Source organism: Pseudomonas sp. Pdm06 (assembly GCF_014851795.1).
GTDB lineage: Bacteria > Pseudomonadota > Gammaproteobacteria > Pseudomonadales > Pseudomonadaceae > Aquipseudomonas > Aquipseudomonas fluorescens_AA.
Genome location: NZ_JACVAH010000007.1, coordinates 82390 through 99434 on the forward strand (window position 1 = coordinate 82390; position 17045 = coordinate 99434).

The following is a 17045-nucleotide window of genomic DNA, read 5'->3' on the forward strand; positions in this document are numbered from 1 at the left end:
GGCGGGTCGACACGGCTATGACACGTACAGCCTTCCCGCCCCGGGTAAGGTGTGCGTGTCATAGGTCTTGTCAAACCCAGCGACCATCTGCGTGGACGCTTGGGCCGCATACGCCATGGCCTGCTGACCAAGTATGTTGACGTATGCCGGGCGAGCATGGCGCTCGCGGGAGACTACTCCCCTAGGACGGAGCGGATTCTGCCTAGGCAAATCCGATTGAGCAAGTGCTGTTACCTAAAAAATTTCAACCGCGCTTGGCCCGGTAGATGCGAAAGCCCTGGCCTTCGGCCTTGATCGCGCAGACGCCCAAATGCTCCTCGATCAGCGGCTGGTATTTGAGGAAACTATTGGCGACCAGTCGAAGTTCGCCACCGTTTTTCAGATGTTTGGCTGCTTTTCGCAGCAGGTTTTCCGTGGCGTGGTAATCGGTGTGCACGCCGACATGGAACGGCGGGTTGCTCAGGATCGCGCTCAAACCCATCGGTGCGGCGTCGATGCCATCACCGGTCAATACTTCGGCTTCCAGGCCATTGGCGGCCAGGGTCAGGCGACTGCTGGCGGCAGCGAAAGCGTCCACGTCCAACAGGGTGACGGTGTTGTGCGGATAGCGCCGCTTGACTGCGGCCCCCAGCACCCCGGCGCCGCAGCCGAAGTCGAGCAAGTGTCCGCTGGGCAGTTTATCCAGGTGTTCCAACAGCAGCGCACTGCCGCGATCCAGGCGACCGTGGCTGAACACCCCCGGCAGGCTGATAACCTTCAGCGGGCCTTCGGCCAGGGGCAGTTCGTAGGTCTGGGCCAGGCTTTCCAGGGGCTTGGCCTCGGGCGCGTTGGCGACAGTGACCTGCCACAGCTGGCAGTGCCGGGCGCTGTCGAGCTTGCGCGGCTTGCCGAACGGGTTGAGCTGCTTGGATGCGCCTTCGATGCCGCTGCGTTTTTCCCCCACCAGGTATACCTCGCGCCCGGCCAGGCGCGCCGCCACGGCATTGAGGAGGTAGTCGGTCAGGTCCTTGGCCTTGGGCAGGAACACCACGGCGGTGTCGAACGCGCGCTCGGGCACGGTCACGCCAAAGTGGCTGCGCTCGGGAAAACGAGCATCCAGCGCCGCCTGATCGCCGGCATGCCAGCACCAGCCATGGGCTTCTGGCAAACGGCCGAGCAAATCGTCGGCGGGCAGGCCGGCCAACAACACCGAACCCTGGAATAACTCGGCCTGACGAAGCAGTACTTCACTGCGCGGATCCATGGTCTGCTCCTTGAAAAAAAGTGCGGCAGTTTATCAACTGACGACACGCCGCGCTGTACCGCTGAAAAAGCCCTGGGCGTTTTCGCTCATTTGGCCGACGATCCGTTGCCGTGCCTCGCGGCTGCCCCAGGCGTTGTGTGGGGTGACAATCAACCGTGGGATATCGCGGGCCAGCAGCGGGTTGCCTTGGGTCGGCGGCTCCACGCTGAGCACGTCGGTGGCGGCGCCTCCCAAGTGACCGCTGCGCAGTGCCTCGGCCAGGGCCTGTTCGTCGATCAACCCACCACGGGCGGTATTGACCACGAATGCGCCGGGCTTGAGCAGCGCCAGTTCGCGGGCGCCGATGAAGTTCCGGGTGTGCTCGTTGAGCGGGCAGTGCAGGGTCAGGGCATCGACTTGCGGTAACAATTGCTCCAGCGGCAAGCGGTCGGGACGGGCCGGGCGCCCAGGGATCTGCCCCAGCAGCACGCGCATGCCAAAGGCTTCGGCCAGCCGCCCGACGGCGCTGCCCAACTCGCCATGGCCGAGCAAGCCCAGGGTCTTGCCTTCCAGCTCGACAATCGGATAGTCCAGCAGGCAGAACTGCGAAGCCTGCTGCCAGCGACCTTCCCCCACCGCTTTTTGATAATCGGCCAGGCGCGTCGCCAGGTTCAGCAACAGCATGAGGGTGTGCTGGGCCACCGACGGCGTGCCGTAGCCCTGGCAATTGCACACCGTGATGCCGTGGTGACGGGCGGCCGCCAGGTCGACATTGTTGGTACCCGTGGCACTGATCAGGATCAGCTTCAGTTCAGGGCTGGCCGCCATGGCCTGGGCATCGATCACGATTTTGTTGGTGATTGCCACAGTGGCGCCCTTGAGCCGCTCGATGACCTGGTCCGGCGTGGTCCGGGCGAACAGTTGCAGTTCGCCGAAGCAACTGCGCAACGGGTTCAGGTCCAGGTCGCCGAGGTCCAGGGAAGGGTGGTCGAGGAAAACGGCGCGGGCGGTGTTCGTCATCAGCTGTACCTTTTATGTCAAGAACCGAAGGCGTAATGTGGCGAGCCTATCAGATGAATGCGGCCCTGGCGCCGAACACCCGTGGCGAGGGAGCAAGCCCCCTCGACACGGGACTTCATCCAACAAAAGATTGTCGTAAGGAGCTTCCATGTACCTCACCGAATTCCTCACCGTCGCCCTGATCCACCTGCTGGCTGTTGCCAGCCCCGGGCCGGATTTTGCCGTGGTGGTGCGCGAAAGCGTGACCCATGGCCGACGCGCCGGAACCTGGACGGCGCTGGGCGTCGGCACGGCGATTTTCCTGCACGTGGGCTATTCGTTGCTGGGCATCGGCCTGATCGTGTCGCAATCTATCGTGCTGTTCAACGCGCTGAAGTGGGCCGCTGCCGCGTACCTGCTGTACATCGGCTTCAAGGCACTGCGGGCGCAACCGGCCAAGCCGGCCGAGGAAAACCTGCACAAGGAAGTCGGTGAGCGGACTGCCCGTGGCGCATTCGTTTCGGGCTTCGTCACCAATGGCCTGAACCCCAAGGCGACGCTGTTTTTCCTGTCGCTGTTCACCGTGGTGATCAATCCGCATACGCCGTTGGCGATCCAGGCCGGTTACGGCGTGTACCTGGCGGTGGCGACGGCCGTCTGGTTCTGCCTGGTGGCGCTGTTGTTCAGCCAGCAACGGGTGCGCGCCGGTTTCGCGCGCATGGGGCATTGGTTCGACCGGACCATGGGCGCGGTGCTCGTCGCCATCGGGGTGAAGCTGGCGTTTACCGAGGCGCACTGACCGCTCTGATCTTTCCTCTGATCGCTTCCATGCGGGTGTGGGGCGATCAATGCCGTTGGCGGGCGTAATCCAGAAAAGCGTCGATGTTGTCACTGCACAGCAGGGGGGACACCGCCTTGACCTCTTCCATCGGCCATTCCCACCAGGCCGACTCCAGCAGGGCCTGACGCACCGGCTCCTCGAAGCGCCAGCGAATGAACCGGCACGGGTTGCCGCCCACCATGGCGTAAGGCTCGACATCGCGTGTCACCACCGCGCCGGCGGCGACCACGGCGCCATGGCCGATGGTCACGCCCGACAGGATCATCGCTTCAGCGCAGATCCAGCAGTCGCTGCCAATCACTACGTCGCCCTTGGTCGGGTTGCTGCCGGGAATGTTGCGGGCTTCATCGATCATCAGTGGGAATGGAAACGTGCTGACCCAGTCGGTGCGGTGCCCACCGCCCAGCAGGATCTTCACCCCTTCGGCGATCGACGTATAGGAACCGACCTTGAGGACCGTGTCGTCGCCGAACTCCATTACCTCGGGAATGCCATACGTGCCCACCCCGACCTGGTACTTCGGATAGCGCAGACGGATTTTTTCCGGTGATCGTTCGAGTTTTTCCAAGCGCTTGAGGTGCTTTCGCTCCTTTCGCTCCTTGAGTTTCTGCAAGAACTTCATGGTTGGGACCTTGTCATCGGCAATCGCAAGGCCAGCCGCTTGAGGCGCTTGAAACTGGTTTTGTTCCAATGGCGCCAGGGGATGCTGCGCAACAGTCGCCAGGCTTCTTTCCGGTCTTCGACCACGGCGTACTTCAGCGCTTTGTGCACCAGCACCGTACGGGCCGACTGGTAGGCGGGGTGATCCCGATAGGGCTCGATGGCCTGCAGGTCCGTCTTGAGCATCAAACGGTACTTTCTCGAGAGGTTATTGGGGTGGCGCCGATAGCGCGTGACGCAGATCGGCAACTCATGGATTTCGTAACCCTGGCGGGCGATCCGCAGGGTGATCTGGAAATCCTGGACCCTTAGCTGCGGATCATAAAAACCGGCGTCCCGCAGGGCACTCATGCGATACAGGGCCGTGGGCGCGCCGATGACCGCGGCGTTACGCAGCAGGTCATCGAAGGTATGCACCTGGATGTGGTCGCGTTGTTGCTCCTTGATGGTCCGGCCCTCGCTGTCCATGTAGATGATCAGCGCGCCGACACAGCCCACCTGCGGGTGCTCGTCCAGGTATTGGGCACGGACCCCGATCGAATGGGGCAACATCACATCGTCAAGGTCCGGGGTGGCGACATACGTGCCCTTGGCATACTGCAGCCCGTGGTTGAGTGCCGCGCTCACCCCCTGGTTCTCCTGGGAGTAGAGCTGGAAAGCGTAGGTTTGCTGCAACTGCCGGAGCATGGCGAGGCTGTCGTCGGTGGAGCCGTCGTCGACCACGATGACCTCGATGTTCCGGTAATCCTGGGCAAAGAGGCTGTGGATCGCTTCTTCCAGGTACTTCCCGGCGTTGTAGCAAGGGGCCACGATCGACACAAGCGGCGCACCTTGAGGCGCGGTGGCCTGGGAAGAGGTCAGTTCGGTGTTCATTATTTTCTGTCAAAAAGTGGTGGCATGCTGGAGACCTGCCAGGGCATTTCCCCACAGGCTTTTGTAACAAGCGTGACACCTATGCTCGCTGTTGGATCCCGATCTGACAAGGTTTGGTTGCGCAATGCTTGCGAAACCTGGGGGTGAGATGGCTCTAGGCTAGTATTTGCGCGCGGATCAAATCATTCCTTTGGCTGATTTGATCCGTGTATAAGCGCTCTAGAGTGCTTGCTTCCAGCCAAGACCGTGCAGTCAGAAAAGGGACTCTTATGTTGCAGACTCGCGTTATTCCTCCAGCCGAAGGCGCCTATCAATACCCGCTGCTGATCAAGCGGCTGCTGATGTCCGGTACGCGTTACGAGAAAACCCGCGAGATCGTCTACCGTGACCAGTTGCGCTACAGCTATCCGACGCTGATCGAACGGGTCGCGCGCCTGGCCAACGTGTTGACCGAGGCGGGGGTCAAGGCCGGCGATACCGTGGCGGTGATGGACTGGGACAGCCATCGCTACCTGGAATGCATGTTCGCGATCCCGATGATCGGCGCGGTGATCCACACCATCAACGTGCGCCTGTCACCGGAGCAGATCGTCTACACGATGAACCACGCCGAGGACCGCTTCGTGCTGGTCAACAGCGAGTTCGTCGGCTTGTACCAGGCGATAGCCGGGCACCTGACCACGGTGGACAAGACCCTGCTGCTGACCGACCTGCCGGAAAAAACCGCCGACCTGCCGAACCTGGTGGGTGAATACGAGCAATTGCTGGCCGCCGCGGCGCCCACCTACGATTTCCAGGATTTCGACGAAAACTCCGTCGCCACCACGTTCTACACCACCGGCACCACGGGCAACCCCAAGGGCGTTTACTTCACCCATCGGCAACTGGTGCTGCACACCATGGGCGTGGCGACCATCATGGGGGCCATCGACAGCGTGCGGCTGCTGGGCACCAACGACGTGTACATGCCGATCACACCGATGTTCCACGTCCATGCCTGGGGCTTGCCCTACGTGGCGACCATGCTCGGGCTCAAGCAGGTCTACCCGGGTCGCTACGACCCCGAATTCCTGGTCCAGCTGTGGCGCAAGGAAAATGTCACCTTTTCCCATTGCGTGCCAACCATCCTGCAAATGGTCCTCAATGCCAAGGGCGCCCAGGACACTGACTTCGGCGGCTGGAAGATCGTCATCGGCGGCAGCGCGCTGAATCGCAGCCTGTACGAAGCGGCCAAGGCGCGGGGCATCCAGCTCACCGCCGCCTACGGCATGTCGGAAACCGGCCCGCTGGTGTCCTGCGCCCACCTCAACGACGAATTGATGGCCGGCAGCGAGGACGAGCGCACCACCTACCGGATCAAGGCCGGCGTGCCGGGGCCGCTGGTGGAGGCGGCGATCGTCGACACCGAGGGGCGTTTCCTGCCCGCCGACGGCGAGACCCAGGGCGAACTGGTGCTGCGCGCGCCGTGGCTCACCGAGGGCTATTTCAACGAGCCGCAGAAGGGCGCCGAGCTCTGGGCCGGCGGCTGGCTGCACACCGGCGACGTCGCCACGCTGGACAACATGGGCTTCATCGACATCCGCGACCGTATCAAGGACGTGATCAAGACCGGTGGCGAATGGATCTCCTCCCTGGACCTGGAAGACCTCATCAGCCGTCATGTGGCGGTACGCGAAGTAGCAGTGGTCGGCATTCCCGATCCGCAGTGGGGCGAGCGGCCGTTTGCCTTGCTGGTGGTTCGGGAAGGGCATGAGATCGGGGCTCGCGAACTCAAGGAACACCTCAAGCCGTTCGTCGAGCTGGGGCACTTGAGCAAGTGGGCGATCCCGAGCCAGATCGCCCTTGTTACGGAAATTCCCAAGACCAGCGTCGGCAAGCTCGACAAGAAGCGTATCCGCGTCGACATCACCGAATGGCAGAGCAACAACAGCACCTTCCTGTCCACGCTTTAGGTCTTTTTGCCGTGCCCGAAAGGGCACGGCAGCCCCACCAAGCAAGCGCTTGCCTTGTCAAACCGCAAATTTCAGCCATCCTTGCCGTGCCGACATCTGTCGGACTGGCGAAAGGACTGTTCCAGAGTGGTCGCGGGCTGCAAATCACACTTTAGAGGGATCAAGCCGTACTACCTGCTGGCTATAGTCCGCTCACGGATTCTCAAGAACGGGGCGCACGCACGAAAGGGCGATGCGACTTCGACGGATATCGGGACGCTGCCGCTCCCTGCCGCCGAGGTGTTTTTGAAATGTCCATTGCCATAACAATAATGCACATGGAGTAGCGTCGATGACCTCAGCAACCACGTTCTGGCGCCGGGCAAAACTGCCTCTGGCGGTCAGTCTCGCCTCTTCGCTCGCCGGGCCAGCATTCGGCGTCAGTTTCAACATCGGTGAAATCGAAGGCCAGTTCGACTCGTCCCTGTCGGTCGGCGCGAGCTGGTCCACGGCCAACGCCAACAAGGACCTGATCGGCGTCAACAATGGCGGCAAGGGTTTGTCGCAGACCTCCGATGACGGCCACTTGAACTTCAAGCGAGGGGAAACCTTCTCGAAGATCTTCAAGGGCATCCATGACCTGGAACTGAAATACGGCGATACCGGCGTGTTCGTGCGTGGCAAGTACTGGTACGACTTCGAACTCAAGGACGAACACCGCCTGTACAAGGACATCAGCGACAGCAACCGCAAGGAAGGCGCCAAGTCCTCCGGCGGGCAGATCCTCGATGCGTTCGTCTACCACAACTATGCCATTGCCGATCAGCCAGGCTCTGTGCGCCTGGGCAAGCAGGTGGTCAGTTGGGGTGAAAGCACGTTCATCCAGGGCGGCATCAACTCCATCAACCCGGTCGACGTGTCCGCGTTCCGTCGTCCTGGCGCCGAGATCAAGGAAGGCCTGATCCCGGTCAACATGTTCTACGTGTCCCAGAGCCTGACCGACAACCTGTCGGCCGAGGCGTTCTACCAGATTGAATGGGACCAGACCGTGGTGGATAACTGCGGTACGTTCTTCTCCCAGCCGGATGTGATTGCCGACGGTTGCACCGATAACCTGCGGGTGCTTAACAAGCGTTCGACCATTCCGCTGCCGGGCGTCATTCTTCCAATATTGGAAGGCCAGGGTGTCGATATCAACGAAGAAGGCGTGCTGGTACGCCGTGGCCCGGACCGCGATGCCCGCGACAGCGGCCAGTGGGGCGCATCGTTGAAGTACATGTTCGAACCACTGGACACCGAGTTCGGTGCCTACTTCATGAACTACCACAGCCGTGCGCCGATTTTCAGTGCCCAAGGGGCTGCGCAGCAGTTCTACACCGCGGGGCCAATCGCGGCACTGCGTCCTCTGATCGTGGCGGGTAACTCCAACTACTTCGTCGAATACCCGGAAGATATCCGTCTCTATGGCCTGAGTTTCTCCACGACACTGCCTACCGGCACGGCATGGAGCGGTGAGATCAGCTACCGCCCGAATGCACCTGTGCAACTGAGCACCACTGATATCCTCTTCGCCGGTGTGACGCCACTTCCCGGATTTGGTGATGCATCGGTGCTCCAGGGCACGCCGGGCCAAGACCTGCATGGCTATCGCCGTAAAGAGATCACTCAGTTCCAGACCACATTCACGCACTTCCTCGATCAAGTCATGGGCGCCAGCCGCCTGACCCTGGTGGGTGAAATCGGGGTGACCCATGTCGGCGGCCTGGAAAGCAAATCCGACGCTCGCTATGGCCGTGATCCGGTGTTCGGTCCGGGCGAACTGCCCAACGGTTTCTGTAACTCGCTCAATACGTCTACTGCGACGGGCGGCGGCCAGACCATCAACGACGTGAACAGCAACTGCAACAACGACGGCTTCACCACCTCCACGTCCTGGGGCTACCGTGCTCGCGCCATCTGGGAATACCCGGACGTGTTCGCTGGCGTGAACCTCAAGCCCAACGTGGCCTGGTCCCATGACGTCAAAGGCTACTCGCCAGGCCCTGGCGGCAACTTCGAAGAAGGCCGCAAAGCCGTCAGCCTCGGGCTGGATGCCGAGTACCAGAACACCTACAACGCCAGCCTGGCCTACACCAACTTCTTTGGTGGCGACTTCAGCACTGTGGACGATCGTGACTTCCTGGCGCTCAGCGTCGGCGTGACCTTCTAAGCACCGTATTTCAGGACGACACACTATGAAAATAACAAAGAATCTGTTGCAGGTCGGTGTCTTGGGGTTATCCCTGCTGGCCGCCAGCGTCATGGCGGCAGTACCCGCGGCCGATGCCGACAAGCTGGGCAAGAGCCTGACGCCGATGGGCGCCGAGATGGCCGGCAATGCCGATGGCTCGATCTCGGCCTGGAAACCCATGGCCAAGAACGCCGCTGCCGTGGACAGCAAGGGCTTCCTGGCCGACCCGTTCCCGACTGAAAAGCCGTTGTTCACCATCACTGCGCAGAACGTCGAGCAATACAAGGCCAAACTCGCCCCGGGCCAGTACGCGATGTTCAAGCGCTACCCGGAAACCTTCAAGATGCCGGTCTACCCGACCCATCGCGGCGCCACCGTGCCGGACGAGGTGTTCGCCTCCATCAAGAAGAATGCGGTCAACACCAAGCTGGTTTCCGGCGGCAACGGCCTGGAAAACTTCGAGACGGCCGTGCCGTTCCCGATTCCCCAGAGCGGCGTCGAAGTCATCTGGAACCACATCACCCGCTATCGCGGCGGCAGCGTGACGCGCCTGGTCACCCAAGCCACCCCGCAGCCCAACGGTTCGTACAGCCTGGTGTACTTCCGCGACCAGTTCGTGTTCCGCGACAAGATGAAGGATTTCGATCCGGCCAACCCTGGCAACATCCTGTTCTACTTCAAGCAACAAGTGACCGCGCCGGCGCGCCTGGCCGGTGGCGTGCTGCTGGTGCACGAGACCCTCGACCAAGTGAAGGAGCCGCGTTCGGCGTGGGTCTACAACGCTGGCCAGCGCCGTGTGCGCCGTGCCCCGCAAGTGTCCTATGACGGCCCGGGTACTGCCGCCGACGGCCTGCGTACCTCCGACAACCTGGACATGTACAACGGCGCACCGGACCGCTACGACTGGAAACTGGAAGGCAAGAAAGAGCTGTACATCGCCGCCAACAGCTACAGGATCGATTCGCCGCAACTCAAGTACGCCGACATCATCAAGGCCGGCCACATCAACCAGGACCTGACCCGCTACGAGCTGCGTCGCGTCTGGCATGTGACTGCGACCCTGAAGGAAGGCCAGCGCCACATCTACGCCAAGCGTGACTTCTACATCGATGAAGACACCTGGCAAGCCGCGGTGATCGACCATTACGACGGTCGTGGCCAACTGTGGCGCGTGGCCGAGGCCCATGCCGAGAACTACTACGACAAGCAAGTACCGTGGTACGCCCTGGAAACCCTCTACGACCTGCAGTCCGGCCGCTACCTGGCGCTGGGCATGAAGAACGAAGAGAAATCGGCCTACGACTTCGGCTTCACCGCCACCACCGCCGACTTCACCCCGAACGCACTGCGCCAGGACGGCATCCGCTAAACTGCTCCACCCGAGGCCGCATCCTCGAAACAACGCCCCGACTGGTTCGGGGCGTTTTTTTGTTCGATCAGTCAACACAAAACCCTGTGGCGAGGGAGCTTGCTCCCGCTGGGCTGCGCAGCAGCCCCAAACCAGCCTACTCATTGTGTCAGGTACAACGCAGTCGCTGCCTTGCGGGTTGCTTCGCAACCCAGCGGGAGCAAGCTCCCTCGCCACAAGAGCGGTGGCCGCCTGAATTTTTAGAGTCGGTCGACTTGTAGTCTTTTTGTAGCCATTTGTAGCACTCCCTTCAATACCTCCTCGTTTACCGCTAGTCTGCGGACATCTGCAACGCCGCCACCCGAATTCCTACAAGAGCCGGCCATGACTGATTTGTCTTCACTTCCGGATTCTGCCCGCGCAGCCATCGCGGTACAGGACGGGCGTTTCTACCGCCCGCCCTTGCCCGACGGCCATGTCGCGCGGCCGCGGTTGTGCGAGCGTTTGAGCGCCGGGCTCGGGGGGCGGTTGCTGTTGGTCAGTGCCCCGGCGGGGTTTGGTAAAAGCTCCCTGGCGGTGGAGTTCTGCCAGAGCCTGCCGGCCCATTGGCAAAGCCTCTGGCTGGGGCTCAGTGCCCGGGACAACGATCCGGGGCGTTTCCTGGAACGCTTGCTCGAAGGGCTCCAGGCATTTTTCCCGCAACTGGGCGGCCGGGCACTGGGGCTGCTGAAAATGCGCCAGCGCCATCAACCCTTTGCCTTCGAAGAATGGCTCGATGGTTTGCTGGACGAATTGTCCGCGCACTTATCGCCCCGCAATCCCTTGTTGCTGGTCCTCGACGATTACCACCTGGCCCAAAGCCCGGTGCTGGATCGCTGCCTGCAATTTTTCCTCAATCACCTGCCTGACGGTTTGCTGGTACTCGTCACCAGTCGCCAGCGCCCGGACTGGCACCTGGCGCGCCTGCGCCTGTCGCGGCAATTGCTCGAACTCAACGAGCAAGACCTGCGCCTGACCCATGACGAAGCCTTGACCCTGCTCCAGCATCACAGCAGCTCGTTGCGCGGCGAGGCGCTGGAAAACCTCATCCAGCGCAGTGAAGGCTGGGTGGCGGGGCTGCGGTTCTGGTTGCTGGCCGCCTCCGAGGCCGGCAGCGAAGGCCTGCTGCCCCAGGCTTTGCACGGTGGGGAGGGGCTGATCCGCGATTATCTGCTCGAAGAAGTCATCGATTGCCTGCCCGCCGAGGTGCAGGCGTTTCTCTACGACACGGCCCCTCAGGAACGCTTTTGCAGCGCGCTGTGCGATGCCGTGCGCGAAGCCCATGACAGTGGCGAAATCCTGCGTTACCTGGCGGCCCACCAGGTCTTCCTGGTGCCGCTGGACGAGCATGGCCATTGGTACCGTTATCACCACTTGTTTTCCGACCTGCTGCGCAGTCGCCCCAGCGCGCCGGCCATGGTCCCGGCCGCGACCCTGCATCTGCGGGCCTGTCGCTGGTTCAACGCCCAGGGCCTGATCGACGAAGCCGTGGAACAGGCGCTGCGGGCCGGGCACCTGGATGTGGCGGCGAACCTGGTGCAGAACCTTTCGGAGGAGCAACTGCTGGCCGAGCAGAACGTCGGCATGTTGCTGCGCTGGAAAATGGATTTGCCCGACAGCCTGCTCATCAGCACGCCGCGGCTGATCGTGCTCTACAGCTGGGCATTGGGCCTGGCCTGTCAATTGGACGCCGCCGAAGAGCTGGCCGCGCACTTGAGTCGCTTCCTGCCGGCCCCTTCTGCCACCGCGCAAAAATCCATGCTTGCCCAATGGCTGGCCCTGAGTGGCATCGTCGCCCGTGGCCGCGGCGATCGCGAGGCCACCGTGCGTTATTGCAGCGAAGCCCTGGAGAGCCTGCCGCAAAAACGCTACGGCCAGCGGCTGATGTGCCTGTCCACCTTGTCGAACCTGGCGATTGCCGACGGCGACCTGTGGCGCGCCCGGAACCTGAACCGCGATTCCCTGGAGCTGGCGCAGCGGGTTGGCAACCCATTGTTCGAGGCCCTGGCCCATTACGACCGTGCCCGGGTCTTGCAGGCACGGGGGGAAATCCTGCGGGCGCTGGACGAAGTGCACCAGGGTTTGCAACGTTTGCATAAATTATCGCCCCAGCGGCTTTATGCGGTGCGGGCGCGGTTGATCATGTACGAGGGGTTCCTGCTGACCTTGCGCATGCAACCCCAGGTCGGCCTGGCGCGGTTGCAGGCAGGCCTCACCGAAGCCCGCGCCTGCCGCGACATCAGCGTGCTGATCGGTCATTGCGTGATCGCGCGTATCGAAGGCTATGGCGGTGAGTTCGCCCGGGCCTTTGCCGAATTGGCTGAAGCCGAGCGCCTGATGCACATCTGGGACGTTCCGCCGATCTATTACCTGGCGATGATTACCCTGGTCAAATGCGAGCTCTGGCTGGCCCAGGGGCGTACCGACCTGGCCGAAGCCTGGCTGGCCCGCTTGGGCCAGACCTACACGGGCGAACGGGCCGCCGCGCCACCGGAATTCCACCCGCAACTGCCGCTGCATGTCGAATTGCAGCAGGCGGTGCTGGAATCCATCCGGGGTCAACCGATGCTTGCCGAAGGGCGACTCGATGCCCTGCTTGAACACGGCCAGCAAACCGGCCGGCAAATGCTCAGCGTGATGGCGCTCAACCAGAAGGTCGCCTTGCTGTTGAGCGTCGGCCGTGAGCCCGAAGCACGCCGTACCCTGGCCCAAGCTTTCGAAGCCGCCAGCGGCGGGGTGTTGCAGCCCTTCGAGTGGTTGTTTGGCAAGCACAGTGAATGGTTTCGCGAACAACTGCTGCATGCACCGCCCAGCACGTTGCGCGAACATCTGCTCGAACGCCTGCCCTCGACGGTGGCCCAGCCTGTCGACCCGGCGGCACCTGTCGAAACCCTCAGCAGTCGCGAGCGGGCGGTGTTGCAACTGATTGCCCAAGGTTGTTCGAACCAGGAGATCAGCGAGCAATTGTTCATCTCGCTGCACACCGTCAAGACCCACGCCAGCCACATCAACAGCAAACTCGGCGTCGAGCGCCGCACCCAGGCGGTGGCGCGGGCAAAGGCGTTGGGGTTGTTGGGCTGAGCAAGGTTTTGGGGCGGTGAGAAAAAACTGTGGCTAGGGAGTAAGCTCCCTTGCCACAAAGGCTTTGACAAGGAATCCCTCGATGTTGCCTCTGTACAAAACCATCCCGTCCCCCGTCGGCCAACTGATCCTCGTCGCCCGGGAGACAAGACTGGCGGCCATCCTGTGGGAAAACGAGCGGCTCAACCGGGTGCGCCTGGGGCCTTTGGAAGAAGACACCCAGCATCCGGTCCTCAAGGAAACCGAACGTCAGTTGCTGGAGTATTTCGCCGGCCAGCGCCGCCGTTTCGAACTGGAGCTGGACTTTGCCGGCACTGATTTCCAGGTCCGAGTGTGGCACGCACTGCTGACCATCCCTTTCGGTGAAACCCGCAGCTACCGCGACATCGCCGTCCAGATCGGCCAACCGACAGCGGTCCGGGCGGTCGGCGCCGCCAACGGTCGTAACCCCATCTCGATCATCGCCCCGTGCCACCGCGTCATCGGCAGCTCCGGCAGCCTCACCGGCTTCGCTGGCGGTTTGGCGGCCAAACAATTGCTGCTCAGCCTCGAAGGCCAACAGACCCTGCAGTTGGCGTTCTGACTGCCACTTCCCTGTGGGACTGTGGATTTTGCATCCATCCCCAGTCCCCTGTGGGAGCGAGCTTGCTCGCGATAGCGCCGTGTCAGCTTGCCTAGATGCTGGCTGTGCCGCGGTCATCGCGAGCAGGCTCGCTCCCACAACAGTTTCAGGCTGGTGGGGATTTGGGGGGCAGCATGCGTGTCGGTGGTTGGCCGTTGGCGTTGTGCTGGTAGATCTTCGTGGGCTGGCCCTGTTCGTTGAAGAACACCTGGCCAATGCCGGCGCTGTTCCACAGCCGTTCGCCCGCTTCGGCGTGTTCCGGGGTGTGGGGGACGATGCGCATGCTGCGGCGCTTGGTGAACCAGTTCAGGGGCGAGCGCGGGGAGTAGAGCCAACGGTTCAGGCGGTCGAACCATTCCAGCAGCGCGGGCGGGAATTCATTCTTGATACCGCTGCTGGTGATCTGCCAGATACGCGGGCCGCCCTTGCGGTGTGGGATCAGCACCTCGTAGACGAAGGAATAATGCACGTCCCCCGACAGCACCACGTAATTACCCGGAGTGCGCGAATGTCGGAAAATGTTCAGAATCACCTGGGCCGCGCCGCGATGGGCCATCCAGTTTTCCGCGTCCACTAGCAACGGATAACCGCACCAACTGAACACCCGCTGCACGGTCTCGATCAGCTTCACGCCGAAGATCGGTGCCGGTGAGACGATGATGGCCGAGGGGTGATCCAACAACTCTTGCTGCAACTCGCTCAGGGCTTCCCAATCCAGCAGGCCGGAAGGTTGCTTGAGGGTGTTCTCACTGCGCCAGCGGCGGGTGCGGGTGTCGAGCACCACCAGGGCCGGGGTGCTCGGTAGCACGTAATGCCACTGCTGGAAACCCAGCAGGGTGTCGATCAATTGATCCTGTGGTTCGCTGTCGAGGTAGCGGTCGCGGGCGGTGTCGCTCAAGGCCAGGGTTTGCGGGAGCACGTCCGCAAAGGCATCCGGGTTGTTGCCCCAGCCTTGGCAGAGCATGTAGGCGATCAAGGCGTTGCCGATGATGCGCTTGGAGAACGGATGGCCGTAGGCCGTTTCCTCCCACTGCGCGGACAGATTCCAGTCATCGGTAATGTCGTGGTCGTCGAAAATCATCAGGCATGACAAGTGCGCAAATACCCGCGCCACGCCGTCCAGCCCGGTCTTGAACGCGTCGATGCGTCGTTGTTCCAGGTCGTAGCGCTGGCGCCGCTCGACGGTCAGTTCGGGGGGCTGCACAGCGATCAGTGTCCAGGGCACCGGCGACCACACCAGCAGGTACATCGCCATGACTTCGGCGAAGGTCACCAAGTGATTATCGGCGCTGCTGCTGGTGAAGATCGGCTTGCGCGCCCCGCCGAAAAAGCGCTCGCGCAGGGTTTCGTTGCTCTCCAATGCCGGTAGCAAATCGGCGCGATGGTAATAACTGGCCGGGTGTTGGTAGAGCTTGGCGCTGTCTTCCACGACGGCGCCGTCCAGGCATTCCTCGAACAGCCCCAAGCGTTCGATCAGCCCATGAATCGCCCGCAGCATGGGCCCTGCGACATCGTCGGCATAGACCTGGTCGCCACTCATCATCAACAGTGCCGGGCGTTGCGCCGGGTCTTGCGCGAGCAGACGGTCGACACAGAGCAGGCCGTCGTTGGCCGGGTAGTGGGGTTTGCGGCAGGAACCGTGGACCAATTGCTCGATACGCGAATGCAACATCAAGTTCGGGCGCTGTGCGCCGTCATGCAACAGATGCGGCGCCCACTCGGCGATGGGTGCACCGTCCACCAGCAGGTCGTAGTCAATCGCCACGTCCTGAGGCAGGGGCGCGTCGAGCGTCACATCGATCAAGTGCACAAACGCCCGTTGCCCCACCGGCACCACGGTGCAACGTGATGCATCGAGTGCCAGGTCGCCGACACCGTCAATGCGCAGCGTCAACGCCAACGCTCGCGTGCCCACCAACCACATCACCAGGCGCGCAGGCTCCAGCCGCCGTAACAGCGGGCCGACCAGAACAGGGGGCAGGGTAGAGGTCATGTCTGGAGTGGACGACAGCATTCGCGAAAAAAGCTCTGTTCAGGGAGAGGCGGGGATCATAACGCAATGTGCTATGCCGCTGGGGATGGGGGAGTGGGCGCTTTTGTGGCGAAGGAGCAAGCTTCCTCGCCACAGGAACGTGTCAAGCCTGGTGATGTCACTGGGCGCTGTTGGAAGCCTCGGCCGCCTTGATCAGGTCCGGACCGATCTCTTTCTCGAACTTCGCCCATACCGGTTTCATTCGTTCGCGCCAGATACTGCGCTCTTGCGGCGTGAGGGTGATGATCTCGGTGGTCTTGGCGTCCAGGACGTGCTGCTTGTCCTGTTGGTTGAATCGTTCCGCTTCCTGGTTGGCATGGGCGGTGGATTCGACCACGATCTTGTCCAGCTCGCTGCGGATATCCGGCGGCAGGCCGTTCCAGAAGTCCGACGTGGTGATCAACATGTAGTCGAGTATGCCGTGGTTGGATTCGGTGACGTATTTCTGCACCTCATTGAGCTTCTGGTTGTAGAAGTTCGAATAGGTATTTTCCGTGCCGTGGACCAGGCCGGTGCGCAGCCCCTGGTACACCACCGAGAAAATCATCGGTTTGGCCTTGGCATCCACCGCCTTGAACTGCTCCTCCAGCACCGCAGAGGTCTGTATCCGGAACGTCAGGCCGCGGGCATCCTCGGGGGTGCGCAATGGCTTGTTGGCCGACAGCTGCTTCATGCCGTTGTGCCAATAGGCCAGGCCGGTGACGTTCTTGCTTTCCATGGACTTGAGCAGTTTCTGGCCCTCGGGGCTTTGCTGGAAACGGTCTACTGCGGCGATGTCGTCGAATAGAAAGGGTAAGTCGAACAGCTGCACGGTCTTGGTGTACTGATCGAACTTGGCCAGTGACCGCGCAATGATCTGCACCTCCCCCAGGAGCAGGGCTTCCATCTCCTTGTCATCGCCGTACAGCGTGGAGTTGGGGTAGACCTCGACCTTCACTTTGCCCGGCAGTCGCTCTTGCGCCAGTTTCTTGAACATCAACGCGCCCTGGCCCTTGGGCGTTTGGTCGCCTACCACGTGGGAGAACTTGATGACGATCGGCTCAGCCGCCATGGCCGTGCCCCACACGCCGAAAGCCAGGGTGCAGGCGAGCGCTTTCCATACAGGTTTGAGCATTGCGAAATTCCCTTTGCCTTTACATTCATCGTACGGGCCTCTTCGGAACCCGG

The 17045-nt window shown here is 62.0% G+C and carries 12 protein-coding genes and 1 riboswitch; of the genes, 6 read left to right on the forward strand and 6 right to left on the reverse strand.

Features of this window, described 5'->3' with window-relative positions:
* Positions 1-73 precede the first annotated feature (73 nt).
* Positions 74-194, reverse strand: a riboswitch (yybP-ykoY riboswitch).
* A 50-nt stretch (positions 195-244) separates the two neighbouring features.
* Both IB266_RS13390 and IB266_RS13395 read right to left on the reverse strand, forming a co-directional pair.
* Positions 245-1243 (reverse strand): class I SAM-dependent methyltransferase, encoded by a 999-nt coding sequence (locus IB266_RS13390; RefSeq protein ID WP_060739144.1) that lies wholly within the window; start codon positions 1241-1243, stop codon positions 245-247.
* Between the two features lie 33 nt (positions 1244-1276).
* The gene (locus tag IB266_RS13395; protein WP_192261481.1) at positions 1277-2242 is read right to left on the reverse strand and encodes a 2-hydroxyacid dehydrogenase; all 966 of its coding nucleotides are present in this window, start codon (positions 2240-2242) and stop codon (positions 1277-1279) included.
* A 148-nt stretch (positions 2243-2390) separates the two neighbouring features.
* Between IB266_RS13395 and IB266_RS13400 the strand changes: the two genes are divergently transcribed.
* Positions 2391-3020: a LysE family translocator gene (locus IB266_RS13400; protein ID WP_192261482.1), complete on the forward strand. Its 630-nt coding sequence runs from the start codon at positions 2391-2393 to the stop codon at positions 3018-3020.
* Between the two features lie 46 nt (positions 3021-3066).
* Here the strand turns inward: IB266_RS13400 and IB266_RS13405 are convergent, their stop codons facing one another.
* Together IB266_RS13405 and IB266_RS13410 are read right to left on the reverse strand one after the other, a co-directional pair.
* Positions 3067-3684 carry a CatB-related O-acetyltransferase gene (locus IB266_RS13405; RefSeq protein WP_192261483.1) on the reverse strand — a complete coding sequence of 206 codons (618 nt, stop codon included), beginning with the start codon at positions 3682-3684 and terminating at the stop codon, positions 3067-3069.
* Positions 3681-4595 (reverse strand): glycosyltransferase family 2 protein, encoded by a 915-nt coding sequence (locus IB266_RS13410; RefSeq protein ID WP_192261484.1) that lies wholly within the window; start codon positions 4593-4595, stop codon positions 3681-3683. Before IB266_RS13410 ends, IB266_RS13405 begins: the two co-directional genes overlap by 4 nt.
* A 269-nt stretch (positions 4596-4864) precedes the next feature.
* On the opposite strand from IB266_RS13410, the gene IB266_RS13415 reads away from it, so the two are divergent.
* From IB266_RS13415 to IB266_RS13435, 5 genes are all read left to right on the forward strand, one after another.
* Positions 4865-6547: a fatty acid--CoA ligase gene (locus IB266_RS13415; protein ID WP_192261485.1), complete on the forward strand. Its 1683-nt coding sequence runs from the start codon at positions 4865-4867 to the stop codon at positions 6545-6547.
* Between the two features lie 331 nt (positions 6548-6878).
* A complete protein-coding gene (locus tag IB266_RS13420) occupies positions 6879-8735 on the forward strand; it encodes a DUF1302 domain-containing protein (RefSeq protein WP_192261486.1) in 1857 nt (618 codons plus the stop codon).
* A 25-nt stretch (positions 8736-8760) separates the two neighbouring features.
* Positions 8761-10125: a DUF1329 domain-containing protein gene (locus IB266_RS13425; RefSeq protein ID WP_192261487.1), complete on the forward strand. Its 1365-nt coding sequence runs from the start codon at positions 8761-8763 to the stop codon at positions 10123-10125.
* A gap of 363 nt (positions 10126-10488) precedes the next feature.
* On the forward strand, positions 10489-13224 hold the full coding sequence (locus IB266_RS13430) for a LuxR C-terminal-related transcriptional regulator (RefSeq protein ID WP_192261488.1): 2736 nt from the start codon (positions 10489-10491) through the stop codon (positions 13222-13224).
* A gap of 82 nt (positions 13225-13306) precedes the next feature.
* Positions 13307-13807: a methylated-DNA--[protein]-cysteine S-methyltransferase gene (locus IB266_RS13435; RefSeq protein WP_060739135.1), complete on the forward strand. Its 501-nt coding sequence runs from the start codon at positions 13307-13309 to the stop codon at positions 13805-13807.
* A gap of 145 nt (positions 13808-13952) precedes the next feature.
* On the opposite strand, the gene IB266_RS13440 is transcribed toward IB266_RS13435, so the two are convergent.
* Together IB266_RS13440 and IB266_RS13445 are read right to left on the reverse strand one after the other, a co-directional pair.
* A complete protein-coding gene (locus IB266_RS13440) occupies positions 13953-15860 on the reverse strand; it encodes an alkaline phosphatase D family protein (protein WP_192261489.1) in 1908 nt (635 codons plus the stop codon).
* A gap of 136 nt (positions 15861-15996) precedes the next feature.
* A complete protein-coding gene (locus IB266_RS13445) occupies positions 15997-16992 on the reverse strand; it encodes a TRAP transporter substrate-binding protein (protein WP_192261490.1) in 996 nt (331 codons plus the stop codon).
* Positions 16993-17045 lie beyond the last annotated feature (53 nt).